General features: G+C 56.1%; 13 protein-coding genes. 6 read left to right on the forward strand and 7 right to left on the reverse strand.

Annotated elements, in window-relative coordinates; genetic code table 11:
• Positions 1-45: 45 nt before the first annotated feature.
• On the reverse strand, positions 46-1770 hold the full coding sequence (locus R1T46_RS13300) for a LysM peptidoglycan-binding domain-containing protein (RefSeq protein WP_317305753.1): 1725 nt from the start codon (positions 1768-1770) through the stop codon (positions 46-48).
• Between the two features lie 174 nt (positions 1771-1944).
• The gene (gene gloB, locus R1T46_RS13305) at positions 1945-2739 is read right to left on the reverse strand and encodes a hydroxyacylglutathione hydrolase (protein ID WP_317305754.1); all 795 of its coding nucleotides are present in this window, start codon (positions 2737-2739) and stop codon (positions 1945-1947) included.
• Positions 2740-2832: 93 nt separating this feature from the next.
• Here gloB and R1T46_RS13310 point away from each other — a divergent pair, with 93 nt between their 5' ends.
• The 4 genes from R1T46_RS13310 (at position 2833) to R1T46_RS13325 (ending at position 6805) form a co-directional block, all read left to right on the forward strand.
• A complete protein-coding gene (locus R1T46_RS13310) occupies positions 2833-3654 on the forward strand; it encodes a class I SAM-dependent methyltransferase (RefSeq protein WP_317305755.1) in 822 nt (273 codons plus the stop codon).
• The gene (gene rnhA / locus R1T46_RS13315) at positions 3654-4100 is read left to right on the forward strand and encodes a ribonuclease HI (RefSeq protein WP_317305756.1); all 447 of its coding nucleotides are present in this window, start codon (positions 3654-3656) and stop codon (positions 4098-4100) included. Before R1T46_RS13310 ends, rnhA begins: the two co-directional genes overlap by 1 nt.
• 37 nt (positions 4101-4137) lie before the next feature.
• Complete coding sequence (gene dnaQ, locus R1T46_RS13320; RefSeq protein WP_317305757.1) at positions 4138-4848, forward strand: DNA polymerase III subunit epsilon; 711 nt, start codon at positions 4138-4140, stop codon at positions 4846-4848.
• Between the two features lie 250 nt (positions 4849-5098).
• Complete coding sequence (locus R1T46_RS13325) at positions 5099-6805, forward strand: chemotaxis protein (protein WP_317305758.1); 1707 nt, start codon at positions 5099-5101, stop codon at positions 6803-6805.
• Positions 6806-6896: 91 nt separating this feature from the next.
• Here the strand turns inward: R1T46_RS13325 and R1T46_RS13330 are convergent, their stop codons facing one another.
• Positions 6897-7211, reverse strand: coding sequence for an SCP2 sterol-binding domain-containing protein (locus R1T46_RS13330; RefSeq protein ID WP_007154761.1), 315 nt, complete (start codon positions 7209-7211; stop codon positions 6897-6899).
• Positions 7212-7442: 231 nt separating this feature from the next.
• Here R1T46_RS13330 and sohB point away from each other — a divergent pair, with 231 nt between their 5' ends.
• On the forward strand, positions 7443-8507 hold the full coding sequence (gene sohB / locus R1T46_RS13335) for a protease SohB (protein WP_317305759.1): 1065 nt from the start codon (positions 7443-7445) through the stop codon (positions 8505-8507).
• 24 nt (positions 8508-8531) lie between these two features.
• Positions 8532-9530, forward strand: a complete 999-nt coding sequence (locus R1T46_RS13340; protein WP_317305760.1) for a YhdH/YhfP family quinone oxidoreductase — start codon at positions 8532-8534, stop codon at positions 9528-9530.
• A 223-nt stretch (positions 9531-9753) separates the two neighbouring features.
• Here the strand turns inward: R1T46_RS13340 and R1T46_RS13345 are convergent, their stop codons facing one another.
• The 4 genes from R1T46_RS13345 to metH form a co-directional block, all read right to left on the reverse strand.
• The gene (locus R1T46_RS13345) at positions 9754-10257 is read right to left on the reverse strand and encodes a DUF934 domain-containing protein (protein ID WP_317305761.1); all 504 of its coding nucleotides are present in this window, start codon (positions 10255-10257) and stop codon (positions 9754-9756) included.
• Positions 10250-11902: a nitrite/sulfite reductase gene (locus tag R1T46_RS13350; protein ID WP_317305762.1), complete on the reverse strand. Its 1653-nt coding sequence runs from the start codon at positions 11900-11902 to the stop codon at positions 10250-10252. Before R1T46_RS13350 ends, R1T46_RS13345 begins: the two co-directional genes overlap by 8 nt.
• Positions 11903-12233: 331 nt before the next feature.
• Complete coding sequence (locus R1T46_RS13355; RefSeq protein WP_317305763.1) at positions 12234-12500, reverse strand: DUF2970 domain-containing protein; 267 nt, start codon at positions 12498-12500, stop codon at positions 12234-12236.
• Between the two features lie 43 nt (positions 12501-12543).
• Complete coding sequence (gene metH, locus R1T46_RS13360; protein ID WP_317305764.1) at positions 12544-16251, reverse strand: methionine synthase; 3708 nt, start codon at positions 16249-16251, stop codon at positions 12544-12546.
• Between the last annotated feature and the right edge of the window lie 185 nt (positions 16252-16436).

Raw genomic sequence — 16436 nt, forward strand, 5'->3', positions numbered from 1 at the left:
GCTTTCCGTGTTCTTGTCATAGATCTCGCACGTTTCGGTTCAGACTCAGGGGCTGTTTCTTATGTCGACATAGAGTACCAGACTTTGCCCGGGCTGAAGATAACGGGAGGTGTTGAGGTCGTTCCAGCTTGCGATGTCTCTCACATTGACTGCAAAGCGGCTGGCGATGGTTGACAGGGAATCCCCTTTGCGAACCTGATAGCCCACTTTGCGTACCATGCCTTTGCCACGATTGGTGCTGGCCAGCATGGCGGGTTGTTTCGACTTCGACCAGATAACCAGTTTCTTGCCGGGCATCAGTGGATCACCAGGTGCCATGCCATTCCAGGACGCCAGTTGGCGGACGGACACCCGATGCTCGCGGGCAATATCCCAGAAGGTGTCCCCGGAGCGAACTTTGTAGTCAACCCGAGTGCCGTTGGCGTTTTTGCCACTCCGTTCCTGCTTTCTGGCGAGTCGTTCATTGGCGCTCAGGGAATAGGTGCTCGCCTGTTCGGCTGCGGAGGGAATCATCAGCCGTTGGCCGATGCGGATGATGTGACTGTCGAGCTTGTTGACCTGTTGTATCACCGACGGCGTGGTGGAATAGCGTTTGGCAATGGTGCTCAGGGTATCGCCGGATTCCACCTTGTAGTTCCGCCAGGAAACGCGTTTCGCCGGATCCATACCCTTGAGGGCCGTGGCGAAGGTTTCAGCGTGCTCACGGGGGATCAGCAGCCGGTGGGGCCCGTCCGGTGACGTCGCCCAGCGATTGTAAGAGGGGTTGAGCAGGTAAATCTCGTCGATATCGACACCGGCCAGTTCCGCTGCCTGGGCCAGATCGAGCTGTGAACCGGTGTCCACGACTTCAAAGTAGGGCTCGTCGTCCAGCGGAGGCAACTCAATGCCGTAAGCTTGTGGATCATCGAAGATCTTCGCCAGAGCGATCAGTTTTGGGACGTAATGGCGCGTTTCCCGAGGCAGGTCGAGGGACCAGTAATCGGTAGGTTGATTGCGCTTGCGGTTGCGGCGCATGGCGCTGGAAACCGTGCCGCCACCGCTGTTATAGGCCGCAAGCGCCAGCATGTAGTCGCCGTCGAATCGTGTTGCCAGTCTATCAAGGTACGTCAGTGCGGCATCGGTCGCGGCAACGATATCGCGGCGATCGTCATGCCACCAGCTTTGGGTCAGGCCAAAATACTTGCCCGTTGAGGGAATGAATTGCCACAGGCCAGCTGCACGACCGTGGGAGTAGGCAAACGGATCAAAGGCACTCTCCACCACTGGTAGCAGAGCCAGTTCCGTGGGCAGTCCGCGTTTTTCGGCTTCGGACAGAATATAGTGCAGGTAGCGGCTGCCACGATCAACGACTCGATCAATGTAGCGTGGATGCTTTTTGTACCAGTTCAGTTGCGCCTGGACCCTGGGCTCGCTGGCGTCATGATCCAGCTCAAATCCTGCTCGCAGGCGGTGCCACAGGTCGGGCGTAGCATCATTCTCTTCCGCGATCTTCTGGTCGGGCTCGTCCAGCTTTTCCCGGGCGTCTTCCGCGGTTTTCTTGAGCGTTGGGTCGATGGCGTCGTCGAGCTTTGTTCGGGACGCGCGGCCCGTTGGTTCGTCATCAGGTGAGGACTCTATCGCCTCTTTTAACTCGTCGTCACCGGCCGCCACGGTCAGTTTTTCCGAGGCCAGTACGTCACTTGATGAAGACTCTGTAAAAGGATCAAGAGCGCTGCAGCCACTGGCAAGTGCGCCAAGGAGAAACAGGGTGGAGAATCGCGAGACCGTCATATGACTACTTCCGGTGGCTGGTCGAAGCCGGGATGAACTGTATGAAAACCCGGCATATTTAATGAGTTATGACTCAAAAGTTACACGGATTCTATTGGAACGCTTTTCAGGGGGTCAACAAGACTCGCGTTACGTCATTGATAGAAATTGTTACCTACCTTTAGCGCGCTTCCTTTAAAACGTATCCTTGCCGTGCCTTGTGGCTGCGAACACGTCGTTGTCCGATTCGACGGCCAGGCCCGTTTTCTGTGCGTATTGGTGCGCGGCGGCGACTACTGCCTCATCGTCCCAGCGCAGAAACGGGTTCAGTCGCTTCTCTTCGCCGAGGATGGATGGAACGGTGGGCATGCCATCGTCCCGACGTTTCTGGCAGCGGGCCTCGAATTCCCTGAGCGGCTCGTCGTCCGGTAGCCAGTGACGAGCGAATTTGAGGTTGGCGAGAGTGTATTCGTGAGCACAGTATACGGCTGCGTCGTCTGGCAGCCCTCGAAGGCTTTCCAGTGACCGTTTCATTTGCTCCGGAGATCCCTCGAACAAACGTCCGCAACCGCACACAAACAAAGTGTCGCCACAAAACAGGACCGGACGGTCGTTGACGCGCACGTCTGTATAATAGGCAATATGGTCGAGGGTATGCCCGGGAACGCCAAGCACGCTGAATGTGAGCTGTTGCCAGACCACCTCATCCCCGGGGTGCACTTCGCTGGTGGCGCCCTTGAAGGGAGAGTTCGCCGGGCCGATGATCCTGCAGTCGGAGACTGTTCCCGCGAGCTTGCCCACACCGCCCACGTGATCAGGGTGGTGGTGGGTCACCAGGATGGTGTCCAGTTGCAGCCCGTTCTCTGCCAGGAATTCGATGACCGGCTCTGCCTGCCCGGGGTCCACGATCAATGCCTTGCGATCTTCGCTGTTGGACAGGCACCAGATGTAGTTATCATTGAAGGCTGGAATAGCGTTTATGGTCAGCATAGGCTCCACATGTGCGATACGAGTGTGACTGTTATCATAATGTATTAATCCCGGTGTCCCAACACCGGAGAAACAAGCCAGGGGAACACAGCAATGAGCCCAGCAGGTGAAGTTGACTATTCCGCCCGACATGACAGCTTCGAGAGCTGGTTCCAGACGCCCCTGGGCCGTTCGCTATTGGCCGATCAGCGTGCATGCGTTGAACACCATGTTCGCGCCCTCTCTGGCGCGAGGCAGTTGCAGGTTGCCGTCAGTCATCGCCTGCCACTGGCCAGTGGGACGGATTTTGCCCAACGCGTTCTGACGACGCCGAACTGGCAGTCTTCCATTCCCGACGGCGTGGCAGTCTGCGATGCCGACGAGTTGCCTTTTCCCGGTGATTCCATGGATCTGGTGATTCTCCACCACACGGCGGATTTCTCACCGCATCCCCACCACGCACTGCGAGAGGCCTCCAGGGTGCTTAGAGGGGAGGGGATGATGGTTCTGATCGGATTCAATCCGTTTAGTCTCTGGGGCCTGCGGAAACTGGTTTCCAGGCACCATGAAGGCCCCTGGGGTGGTCGTTTTTTGATGAAGGGGCGCATGGAAGACTGGCTCCGACTGCTGGATTTTTCCGTGGAGTCATCGGGTTCGTCGTTTTTCCAGGTTCCGCTTCAACGGGCGGTTCTCGCGGAGCGCAGAGGCTTAATGGAAAGGTTGTGTGGCAACCGTTTCCTGCCGGTGGGGGCTTATTACTGTATCCTTGCCAAAAAGCGCGTTTATTCCAGATTACAACGTCGGCCAGCCTGGCAAGGACAGAAAGTCATCGCCCTGCCAGGAAGGGGTGCAGTGGGGGCATCGCGTGGATACCCGGTGCATCCCGACAAGGGTCGGTGCGCTATATTGAAACACAAGCATATCGAGGAGTATTGATGGCCGGCAAGGTTGTTCTCTATACCGACGGGGCCTGTAAGGGTAACCCTGGGCCAGGAGGCTGGGGCGTTGTTCTGCGGTACGGCGATGCCAACAAGATGTTGCACGGTGGCGAAGCAAATACCACCAACAATCGCATGGAGTTGATGGCCGCGATACAGGGTTTGAAAGCACTCAAGCGCGCCTGCGACGTAGAGCTCTATACCGATTCTCAGTATGTTCGCAAGGGCATCACCGAGTGGATGACGGGCTGGAAGCGAAACGGGTGGAAAACAGCCGCGAAAAAACCGGTCAAGAATGAAGATCTGTGGCGTGAGCTGGACGGCGAGGTGGCTCGCCACAAGGTCAATTGGCACTGGGTGAAGGGGCATTCGGGGAATCCCGACAACGAGTTGGCTGACGAGCTCGCCAATCGCGGTGTGGAAGAACTGGCTAACGCCGGATAACAACGGCGTGACCAATGGGGTAACCAATAGGGAAACCATGAGACAGATTGTACTGGATACGGAAACCACCGGTATCGACCCGACGGAAGGTCACCGGATTATCGAAATTGGCTGCGTTGAGCTGATGGAGCGCCAGATCACCGGTCGGCATTATCACGTCTACATTAACCCTGAGAGGGAAGTGGAGGCGGAAGCGATAACGGTTCACGGCATCACCAACGAGTTTCTGGTGGATAAACCAAAATTCGCCGAAATAGCCGACGAGTTCTTTGAGTTCATAAAAGGCGCCGAGCTGGTTATCCATAACGCGGCGTTCGATATCGGATTCATGGATTCCGAGTTCGCTCGCCTGAAGCCCGTTCGCAGGACGACGGAGCATTGCGGCGTAGTGGATTCCCTCGCCATCGCCCGCAAGAAGCATCCTGGCCAGAAGAACAATCTGGATGCGTTGTGCAAGCGTTACGGGATCGACAACAGCAACCGTGAACTGCACGGCGCATTGCTGGATGCGGAAATCCTTGCCGACGTCTATCTTTTGCTGACAGGCGGTCAAACTGCACTTTCCCTGGATGCCGGCGGTGACGAAGCCGGTGGTGAGGGCGGTATCCGTCGCCTGGCGGATGATCGCAACCCATTGCCGGTACCAAGGGCCAGCGACGACGAGCGTGCCGCCCACGACGAGTTCATGGCGTTGCTGGCAAAACAGGCTGGTGCAACCGTATGGGATAAGCTACCCGCTGAAGAATAAGCAGAGCAGAGCCGGATTTGTTTTGGCAGTGTGAACTGTGTGTCGCGTTGTACGTTTTGTTACATTCCTGCTTTCTTGAGCTACTTGAGTTTTGTGTTATAAGTAATGATAAGTTCGCGAGTTTTCGCGAACTTTTTATTTTAGCCGGGAAGGGTAAATCTGGCTCATAAAGTGATTCTTCAAACAACCGACAAGATCACATTCCAAGAACAGGGCGCGGTAGTTTCCGCATACATTACAGGAAGCGTTTATGGTTCAATCGTCTCTGGCGACGAAATCACAGTCATTTGATCTGGTCAAAAGTGAGATTGAGCAGACCATCAAACAGGCAGAGTCCAGCCTTGAACGCTTTCAGGAAAACCGTGAAAGCGGTGAGGATCTGCAGAACTGTGTGGATTTTCTGAACCAGCTCCGCGGTATTTTCATTCTTGTCGAACTGCGTGCTGGCACCCTCCTGTGCCAGGAAGCCGTCAGTATGGCCAATGATGTTCCCGTTGGCGCCAACGACGACAAGAATATCCTTCTGACGACCCTCAATAGCGCGCTGTTCATTCTGCGCCGTTACGTTGAATATTATCATCAGCAGCGAGCGGATCATCCGGAGTTGTTGCTACCAGTTATCAATGATCTGCGCGAAGCCCGTAAGGAAAAACCTTACCCGGAATCCTGTTTCTTCGATGTGGACGTCAAGGAGCGGCCGGATTTCTGCTCGGGGCTTTCCCTCCAGGCGTTTGATGGTAACGAGGCGGAGTACGAAATATTGGCCCGCCGTATGCGGCTGACGTTCCAGGTTGCACTGCTGGGTGTGCTTCGCGAAAAGAACGATGTGGTCAGCAAGAAACTTTTTGGCCGGGCAGCGCGTGGATTTGCTCGGCTTTGCCAGGGGCAGCCCATGGGGCAGATGTGGTGTCTGGTTGCCATTGTGGCGGATACCATGCTTGATCGTGTCATGGGACTCAGCAAGGCCCGAAAGCGCATGTTCATGCGCATCGAGAAATATTCCCGGGAAGTCGTGTACGTTGGCAAGGTGGCCACGGCCAAGGATGCGCCGGACTCTCTCATTCGTGATCTGGTGTATCTGCTCTATAGGAGTGGATCGGCAAATCCCGAGGTGACCTCTGTACTGTCAGCTTATCGACTGACGCCTGCGGAATTCCCGGACTCCATGCTTGATGCCCATGCCCGTCGACTTTATGGCCCGGGCACCGATGTTCTCAAGTCGTTGTCGACGGCATTGCAGGACGAACTGAATCAGCTCAAGGACAAGCTCGACATTGTTGAGCGTGGCATTGAGCCGGACCTGGCGGAGTTGTCATCCATTGCAGGCGCCCTGGAGCGCCTTGCCAACACGCTGATCATGCTGGACCTCAACCAGTTAGGAGCTATGGCCCGGGGTGAGGCCGCGAAGTTGCGCACCTGGGAGGAAGAGAATCGTCTGCCAGCGGACGATGAACTCTACAAGCTGGCGGATTCCGTATTGGGTATCGAGGATGCCGTGATGCAAATCGTGGTCCGTGGTATTACATCGGAAACCGATGCCCTTGCGGGTGGTCAGCGTACCCGTGAAGAATCCCTTTACCTCCATGAGGCCACCTATGTAGTGGCCGACGAAGCGAAAAGTGCACTGACCCTCGCAAAACGCGCCATAACGGCGTTTATCGAGTCCGACTACGACAAGCTCCACCTCGCCAATCTGCCTGCTACGTTGCACAGTATCTGGGGTGGGCTCCATATGCTGAACGATCCCGGAGCGGCCTCGGTGTTGGAGCGCGTGGCAGCATCCATTCAGGAGCGATTACTGGACGCCAGGGAGGCGCCTCAGGCTCAGGTGCTGGAAGCGCTGGCGGACGCGTTAACGTCCCTCGAGTATTACATCGAGAGCGTTGGCAGGCGGGAAGATCGCAATGCGGACTTGTTGAAACTGGCGGAATCCTCATTGGAGGACGTGGGGCTCTAGCCGTCGCGCGGTTCAAACCCCACAAAAAAACCCTGCCGTGTGTGCAGGGTTTTTTTGTGGGCAGGCAAAGGGCCATTCGCCCGAAGAGCGATCAGCCCATATTAAACAGCTCGCCCAGTTTGGTTGCGAGCATCATGTCGCCCTCAGCGCGCAGCTGACCGGCCATAAATGCCTGCATGCCATCGGTTTCGCCAGATACGATGCCCTGCAGGGTTTCGGAGTTCATGATCAGGGTGACGGAAGGGTCGTCATGGGCGCCTTCGGCCATCTTGCAGGTGCCATCCTTGATAACCAGGTGATAGGTCTTGTCGTCCTCAATGTCGAACTGGAATACCAGATCGAGGCCTTCAGCTGCGTCCGCGTTAAAATTCTGTTCGAGTTTTTCGAATATCTGAGCTACAGACATTATTTTACCCTTATTGATGGTTGTCTTGGCGTGTTGACGGCTTCTGGTTCCTGGCCTTTCGCCTGCATGGAAGCCCGGGTGAGCCGACGTAGCCATTCGACTTTAGGGTCAGACATTACCGGTGTCAAGCTCGATCGAACGCTTGTTTTAATTTGTTATCGGTTCTATGGCTTGTACCTCAGGGCACCTCGGTTACAATCGAGCGCTCAAGAGTAATCCTGGAGAAGCAACTTGGAATTTCTGACAGAGTTCGGTTTGTTTATTGCGAAAACGATCACCCTTGTGGTGGCGCTTCTGGTCATTGTTTCAGTGGTTTTATCCGCTGCCCACAAAGACAAGGACGATCAGGGGAGTGACGGAGAGCTGCGGGTCCGCAAACTCAACGAGAAATACCGTAAGCTGAGGGAGTCACTTCAGGCCAAACTGCGCAGCGATTCGGAACGCAAGGCTTTCGAAAAAGCCCGTAAAAAGGAAGACAAGGCCAAGCAGAAAGCCGAGAAGGCCAAGCGCAAATCCGGCGATGCTGAGGAAAAACCCCGTCCCAAGGTATACGTGTTGGACTTCGACGGCGATATCAAGGCCAGCGATACGGACTCTTTGCGCCGCTCAATCACAGCAGTGCTCAGCGTTGCGGAGCCTGAAACCGATGAAGTGGTGATACGCCTTGAAAGTGGTGGTGGCCTGGTTCACTCATACGGGCTTGCGGCTGCCCAGTTGGACCGTATTCGAGCCAAAGGTATCCGGCTTACGGCCTGCGTCGATAAGGTTGCTGCCAGTGGTGGTTACATGATGGCGTGCGTGGCTGACAGGATTGTCGCGTCGCCGTTTGCGATTCTGGGGTCCATTGGTGTTGTAGCCCAATTGCCCAACTTCCATCGTTTGCTCAAGAAGAACGACGTCGACTTCGAGATTCTGACGGCCGGTGAACACAAGCGCACCATGACCGTTTTCGGCGAAAACACCGATAAAGGAAGAACCAAATTCCTTGAAGACCTTGAGGATACCCACGTGTTGTTCAAGGAATACGTGGGTGAACGCCGCCCGGAACTGGATATTGCCGCCGTTGCAAATGGCGATATCTGGTTTGGCAGCCGCGCCCTGGAGGTCAAGCTGGTGGACGAGATCAAGACCTCCGACGAATATCTCATTGAAGCCTGTGACAAGGCCGACGTAATCTCTGTAGGTTTTCAGCGCAAACGCACGTTGCCGGAAAAGCTTGGCCTGGCCACCAGTGCAGCACTTGAGCACACCGTATGGCGGGTACTGGGCGCGTTCCGCAACCAGAAAATTCAGTAAAGCTACAGTAACGGGAACAGAGTCATGACAAACAACACTGAGTTCAAGGCATGGCGCGTTCAGGAGCAGGGCGGAGAGTTCGCGGGTTCTGAGCAAACGCTGCACGTATCCGATCTGCCCGAAAACGATGTCCTTATTAAAGTCAGTCATTCGTCCCTGAACTACAAGGATGCCTTGTCCGCCTCCGGCAACAAGGGCGTTACACGTAACTTCCCCCACACTCCAGGTATCGATGCTGCCGGGGAAGTGGTGGAAGCCTCGTCCGGCTCCTTTTCGGCCGGTGACCAGGTGCTGGTAACCGGCTATGACCTCGGTATGAACACCGACGGTGGCTTCGGCGAATACATCCGGGTACCGGCCGAGTGGTGTGTGGCAATGCCCAAGGGTTGGAGCGCCCGAACCGCCATGATATACGGCACAGCCGGCCTGACGGCGGGACTGTGCGTACAAAAGTTGTTGACCATGGGTGCCAGGCCCGAGCAGGGCAAAGTCGCTGTCAGTGGTGCCAGTGGCGCTGTCGGCAGCGTAGCGGTTGAGCTGCTTGCTAGCCTCGGCTTCGAAGTAGTGGCTATCAGTGGCAAACAAGACCACGCCGATGCACTCAAAAACCTTGGTGCCACGGAAGTGCTCGGACGCGAAGCTCTGGCAGCCGAAAAGAAGCCAATGCTGAAGCCCGCCTATGCCAATGCTGTAGATACCGTCGGCGGTGGCCCACTGGCGGAATTGCTGAAGCAGATCCACCCAGGCGGCTCCGTCTCTTGCTGCGGCCTGGTCGCCGGGCCACAATTGGAAACCACCGTTCTGCCGTTTATCCTGCGGGGCAACAACCTGCTGGGTGTGGATTCGGTTGAAATTCCGCTGTCGGACAAACAGTCAGTCTGGGACAAATTTGCCGGTGACTGGGCGTGCAAAAAGACAGAGGCTTCGGCGCGGGATATTGGGCGTGGAGAGCTGGATGGCGCTTTGAAGGCGTTCCTGAAAGGGGAGTCGTCCGGGAAGATTGTTCTAGATCATTCCAGGTAAAGAGGTCAGTGCGGGGTTGTCGGATTACGGCTTCGCCTAATCCGACCTACGTTTATCAGTCAGCGGGTGAGTGGCTGGTATAGAAGAGAGGAGGCTTGCTTGCCAAAACTGTGCGGAGCCATGGATGGCGGAGCCCAAGCGTCACATGGATGTGCCGCAAGGAGCGTGTTTTGGGCAATAAGCTTCTTCTCTTCGTACTCCTGAAGTCGGTACCTGGCTAGAGTCAGGAAGCCCGACGACGAAACAACGGCTCGTCCGTATCGGTCGCAGCCTGATACCCCTGGGTAAAGAAGTTCAGGCAACGAGCTGCCTTGTTGATATCCTTATCTGCACGCAGCACATAAGTATCAAAACCGCACCGCTTCATAAACTGCAACTGATCAAGAAGCACATCACCGACCGCACGAAGTTCGTTCCGGTAACTCAGGCGCTCACGAAGCAGCCGCGCGATACTGTAACCGCGGCCATCGCTGAACTTCGGAAAGTTCACCGCAATCACCGGCAGCTCATTCACCACGCCAGCCAGAATCTCCGGCTCGTCATGGCTGTCAAGCCACACACCAATATCATCACGACCTTCAAAGTGTTCTTTTCCCGCCAACCACAGATCGGCCGGAATCAGGGCAGGTTGCTCGGGAACATCCAGAGACTCCCCGTCTGCTGGCCTTGGCACAACAACCCAATCGTCCTGACGGATACTTCCGTCACTGGTGATCACATCAGGCATAAACCCGCTCCTTGAATGGCTCAATGCCGATACGGTGATAGGTATCCAGGAAAGGCTCTTCCGAGGTCCGGTTATCGACGTACACATTAATGATTTTCTGCATCACTTCCGGCATGTCTTCCCGGGCGAAAGAGGGGCCCAGGATCTTGCCAATCGCGGCATCGTGATGGGAGGAGCCGCCCAGGCTAATCTGGTAGAACTCCTGCCCCTTCTTGTCGACGCCAAGGACGCCGATATTGCCCACGTGGTGGTGACCGCAGGCGTTCATGCAGCCGGAAATGTTCAGATCAATGTTGCCGATGTCGTACAGGTAGTCCATATCATCGAACTGGCGCTGAATGGACTCCGCCACGGGAATAGACTTGGCATTCGCCAGGGCGCAGTAATCGCCACCCGGGCAGCAGATAACATCGGTCAGCGTATTCAGGTTCGCAGTGGCAAAGTCCATTGGTGTGATCGCTTGCCAGAGCTCGAACAGTTGATCTTTCCGGACATCCGCCAGAACCACGTTCTGCTGATGCGTCACCCGTACTTCGCCGAAGCTGTACCGGTCTGCCAGGTCGGCAATCTGCTCTAGCTGGCGATCACTGACATCGCCCGGCGGCGTGCCGGTTTTCTTCATGGTCAGCGTTACAATGGCGTAGCCTGGGTTCTTGTGGGTATCCACGTTGTGACTGATCCACTGATCAAACCCGCGGTTCTCGAATCGTTGGGTCGCCAAAGCGTCCTTCACATCCGGAACCCGCTGGTAGTCCGGCTCGGTGAAATACCCTTTGAACTGCTCAATGGCTTCCTGGGTGAGACGCGTAGGGGAGTCCTTGATGTGGGACCATTCCTCTTCCACCTTCGCCGCGAATCCTTCGGGCGTCAGCGCCTTCACCAGAATCTTGATACGGGCCTTGAACTTGTTGTCGCGGCGACCGTATCGGTTGTAGACGCGCAGTACGGCCTCTAGATACGTGAGTAGATCCAGTTCCGGCAGGAAGTCACGGATAACAGGGCCAACCATCGGCGTACGTCCAAGACCACCGCCCACGTGGACACGGAAACCGAGTTCCCCCTGATCATTACGCAACATCTGCAGGCCGATATCATGAACCTGGATAGCGGCACGATCGGACTGTTCAGACGCATTGACGGCCACCTTGAACTTGCGCGGCAAAAAGGCGAATTCCGGGTGGAAGGTGGACCACTGGCGGATGATCTCGCAGTAGGGGCGCGGGTCGGTAATCTCGTCCGCCTGCACACCGGAAAACTGATCCGTGGTGGTGTTGCGGATGCAGTTGCCGCTGGTCTGGTTGGCGTGCATTTCGACTTCCGCCAACTCGGCCAGGATATCCGGTACGTCTTCGATCTCCGGCCAGTTGAGCTGAACGTTCTGGCGGGTTGTAAAGTGCGCATAACCTTTGTCATAGTCACGGGTTATGCGTGCCAGGCGGCGAAGCTGGGCAGAACGGAGCATTCCGTACGGCACCGCGATGCGCAACATCGGGGCAAGACGCTGTACATACAATCCGTTCTGAAGTCGCAGTGGAAGAAACTCGTCTTCGCTCAGCTCGCCAGCCAGTGCTCTCTCGGTCTGGTCACGGAATTGTGCAACGCGCTCGGCAGCCATCTGCCGGTCGTGTTCGTCATAAACATACATAGTGGAACGTCCTGCTGAAACGCTGGAAATACGGCTTTAGTGCCTTTTCTTGCGTGGGAGAATATCACCGTGCCATTATTCTTAAAATGATTATTTCCAAATATGTTTATCGACTAAGGTGATATAGAAAACCAGATATTGCTGGACTGATTACAATTTCCCGCCTAGATTTAAAGAGGCGTGTGCGACAAAACAGACAATAACGACATAGCGAGGAAAGAGTATGAAGAAGACCGCGAGAACAGACAGTCAGGCCGACGCCGTTGCCGCCGTTTTGCTGGTAATGCTGGTTGTTGCCTTCGCCGTAGTCTGGGTATCCGGGCAGTAATCGCTACTGGCCGGCAAGCACCAGCTTGACGACCACCACGAGGGTAACAACGAAGCCGACCGTAAACAGGATTCCGGCGATGATGTACGGCCAGGGACTGTGGCTTGAGAAATCTTCCTCACGGCGCTTGTCGGACTGAACGCCGAGCGCGCCGGCAAGGATGCTCTGCATCACTTTGAAAACCCCCGGTCCTGTTTTTGCTGTCTTTGCCGATTTGGCAGGCTCAGCAGACTTGTCGGGTGAATGCTCGTTTTCGTTTTTATCCGTCATGCTTGGTTTCCGCTGGTGTGTGTAAGGCGGATCCCGGCGGTGGTTATTCCGCCGGGTCGTACGCAAGGCTGGGCGCCAGCCATCGCTCTGCTTCGGCCTTGGATATTCCCTTTCGTGTTGCGTAGTCTTCAACCTGATCCACGCCAATCTTACCCACTGCAAAATACTTTGATTCGGGATGGGAGAAATACCATCCGGAAACGGCCGCGGTCGGGAACATGGCAAAGTGCTCGGTCAGTTCCAGTCCAGCGTTTGCCGGTGCGTCGAGCAGGTCGAACAGAGTGGCCTTTTCCGTGTGATCCGGGCAGGCAGGATAGCCTGGCGCAGGTCGAATGCCCCGGTACCGTTCACGGATCAGGTCGTCATTTCTGAGTGCCTCGTCTTCGGCATAACCCCAGAATTCCTTCCGTACCCGTTCGTGCAGGTGCTCGGCAAAGGCTTCCGCAAGGCGGTCGGCCAGGGCCTTGACCATGATGGCGTTGTAATCGTCGTTGCCATCCTTGAATTCCAGCGAAAACTCCTCCGCGCCAATGCCGGTGGTCACAGCAAAGCCGCCCACGTAGTCTACGGGGCCGTCGCCTTCCGGTGCTACAAAATCCGACAGCGTCATCATCGGCTTGCCTGGTGCCTTGTCATCCTGCTGTCGCAGATGGTGCAGGGTGGTGAGTTCCTTTTCCCGCGTCTCGTCGGTATAGAGCACAATATCGTCGCCGCGGCGGTTGGCGGGCCAGAAGCCGATCGCCGCCTTGGCGGAAACGCGTTTCTCGTCGATCATCTGCTGAAGGATTTTTTGACCGTCATCAAACAGCGTCCTGGCCGCTTCACCCCGCTTTGGATCATCGAAAATGGCGGGGTACTTGCCGGACATGTCCCAGGAAATAAAGAAGGGCGTCCAGTCGATGTAGTCCACCAGTTCTTTCAGGTCATAGGTTTCGAAGGACCGTACACCGGTGAAGGCTGGCTTCGGCGGCTGGTAGTCGTCGAATCGGATTTCCGGGGCGCGTTCCCGGGCTTCCTTCAATGAGACCAGCTTGGTGCGTTCCCCCCGGTTTTTACGGCGCTCACGAATTTCGTCGTACTCCGTGCGCGCACCGTCCACCAATGCGGGTTTGGCGGTCTTGCTCAGTAACTGGGAGGCAACGTTCACGCAGCGCGAGGCGTCGGATACATACAGGGCGATGTCGTTCTTGTACTGGGGTTCGATCTTTACCGCAGTGTGAGCCTTGGAGGTGGTGGCGCCGCCAATCATCAGCGGGATGTTGAAGTCCAGTCGCTGCATTTCCTTGGCAACGTGGACCATTTCATCCAGCGACGGCGTGATCAGGCCACTGAGGCCGATGATGTCGACGTTTTCCTTCTTTGCGACGTCAAGGATCTTGTCGCAGGGCACCATCACGCCGAGGTCGAGAACCTCATAGTTATTGCACTGCAACACCACGCCCACGATGTTCTTGCCGATATCGTGTACGTCGCCTTTGACGGTTGCCATCAGGATCTTGCCCTTGGCTTTCTGGCCTTCGGATTTCTCGGCCTCGATATACGGAATCAGATGGGCCACCGCCTGCTTCATGACGCGGGCGCTCTTGACTACTTGGGGCAGGAACATCTTGCCGTCACCAAAGAGGTCGCCAACCACGCCCATCCCGTCCATCAGAGGGCCTTCAATGACTTCGATCGGGCGTTCGGCACGCTGCCAACAGGCTTCCGTGTCTTCAATGATGTAGTTGGTGATGCCCTTGACGAGGGCGTGCTCCACTCGCTTCTCAACCGGCCACTCGCGCCAGGCCAGATCTTCTTCCTGGGTCTTGCCGCCCTTACTGCGATAGCGCTCGGCAATTTCCAGCAAGCGGTCGGTGGCGTCGTCGCGGCGGTTGAGCACCACGTCTTCAACCAACTCCTTCAACTCCGGATCGATTTCGTCGTAGATCACGAGTTGGCTGGGGTTGACGATGCCCATATTCATGCCGGCCTTGATGGCGTGGTACAGGAATACGGAGTGGATGGCTTCGCGCACGGCATCGTTGCCGCGGAACGAGAACGACACGTTGCTCACGCCGCCGGAAATGGACGCGTGGGGCAGGTTGTCGCGAATCCAGCGGCTGGCGTTGATGAAATCCACCGCGTAGTTGTTGTGTTCCTCGATGCCTGTGGCAATGGCGAAGATGTTGGGGTCGAAAATGATATCGCCGGCAGTGAAGCCGATACCAACGAGGAGATCGTAGGAGCGCTTGCAGATCTCCGTCTTGCGTTCGAAGGTATCCGCCTGGCCGTCCTCATCGAAGGCCATGACCACAACAGCCGCACCGTAGCGCATGCAGTCACGGGCGCGCTTGAGGAACTCCTCCTCGCCTTCCTTCAGGCTGATGGAGTTCACCACCGCCTTGCCCTGTATGCAGCGCAGGCCGGCTTCGATTACCTCCCATTTGGAGGAATCGATCATGATCGGAACGCGGGAGATATCGGGTTCCGACGCTACCAGATTGAGGAACGTCACCATGACGTCCTTCGAATCCAGCATGCCCTCGTCCATGTTGATATCGATGATCTGGGCACCGTTTTCCACCTGATCGCGGGCGACACTGAGGGCCTCTTCGTACTGCTCTTCCTTGATCAACCGCAGGAACCGCTTGGACCCCGTCACGTTGGTGCGCTCACCCACGTTGATGAACAGAGTGTTTTCGTCTCCCGTAAATGGTTCAAGACCGGACAGCCGCAGAGCGGGTTTCTGATCTGGTATTTTTCTGGGCGGGTACTTGGAAACCGCATCCGCAATGGCTTCGATATGGTCGGGGCGTGAGCCACAGCAACCACCAATGATGTTCAGAAACCCGTCACGGGCAAAGCCTTCAATAATCTCCGCCATTTCTTCCGGCGTCTGGTCATACTCGCCGAATTCGTTCGGCAGCCCGGCATTGGGGTGGGCGCTGACGTAGGTCGTTGATTTATTAGCCAACTCTTCCACATAGGGGCGTAGGGCGTCAGCACCGAGGGCGCAGTTCAGACCGACCGAAACAGGCCTGGCGGAGGACACGGAGTTCCAGAACGCCTCGGTAGTCTGGCCCGAAAGGGTGCGGCCGGATGCATCGGTAATGGTGCCGGAAATCATGATTGGCAACTCGATGCCACTGTCGATGAAGTACTGTTGGGTGGCGTAGATCGCGGCTTTGGCGTTCAACGTATCGAAGATGGTTTCGATCAGGATCAGGTCGCTGCCGCCTTGAACGAGGCCTTCCACCGCTTCGTAATAGTTGTCCACCAGGGTCTGGAAATCGACATTGCGATACCCCGGATTGTTAACATCCGGTGAAATGGAGGCAGTGCGTGATGTCGGGCCAACCGCACCCGCCACGAAACGCGGCTTTTCCGGGTTGCGGGCGGTGAATTCGTCCGCAATCTGGCGCGCCAGTTTTGCGGCTTCAACATTCAATTCCTTCGCAATCGATTCGAGACCATAGTCGGCCTGCGACAGCTGGGTGGAATTGAAGGTGTTGGTTTCTATGATGTCAGCGCCGGCCTCAAGATAGTCCGCGTGTATATTGCGGAGCAGGGCGGGCTGGGTCAGGTTCAGCAGGTCATTATTGCCCTGAACCTCACGGTCATAATCGGCAAACCGGTCGCCACGGAACGCTGCCTCGTCCAGTTTCAGGTTCTGGATCATGGTGCCCATGCCACCATCGAGAATGATGATGCGTTCTTTCAGGGCGTTTCCAAGCTGTTCCAGGCGGTCCAGGCGAGAGTTGCGATCGGTCATATCAATTACTTCCGGAAGTCGTTTTTGTCTCAATGGCGCGCGATCATAGCAAAAATGGCGGTTGTCGTCCCACGGCTCGATGATGTTGATCAATGGACCACTTAAAGTCTGACTATTTTACTTGGTCTTTCATGTTGCAGCGATCTCACTTAAAATAAGGGAACACTTTCAAACGGGTTGCAACT

Source organism: Marinobacter salarius, from assembly GCF_032922745.1.
Taxonomy (GTDB): Bacteria; Pseudomonadota; Gammaproteobacteria; order Pseudomonadales; family Oleiphilaceae; genus Marinobacter.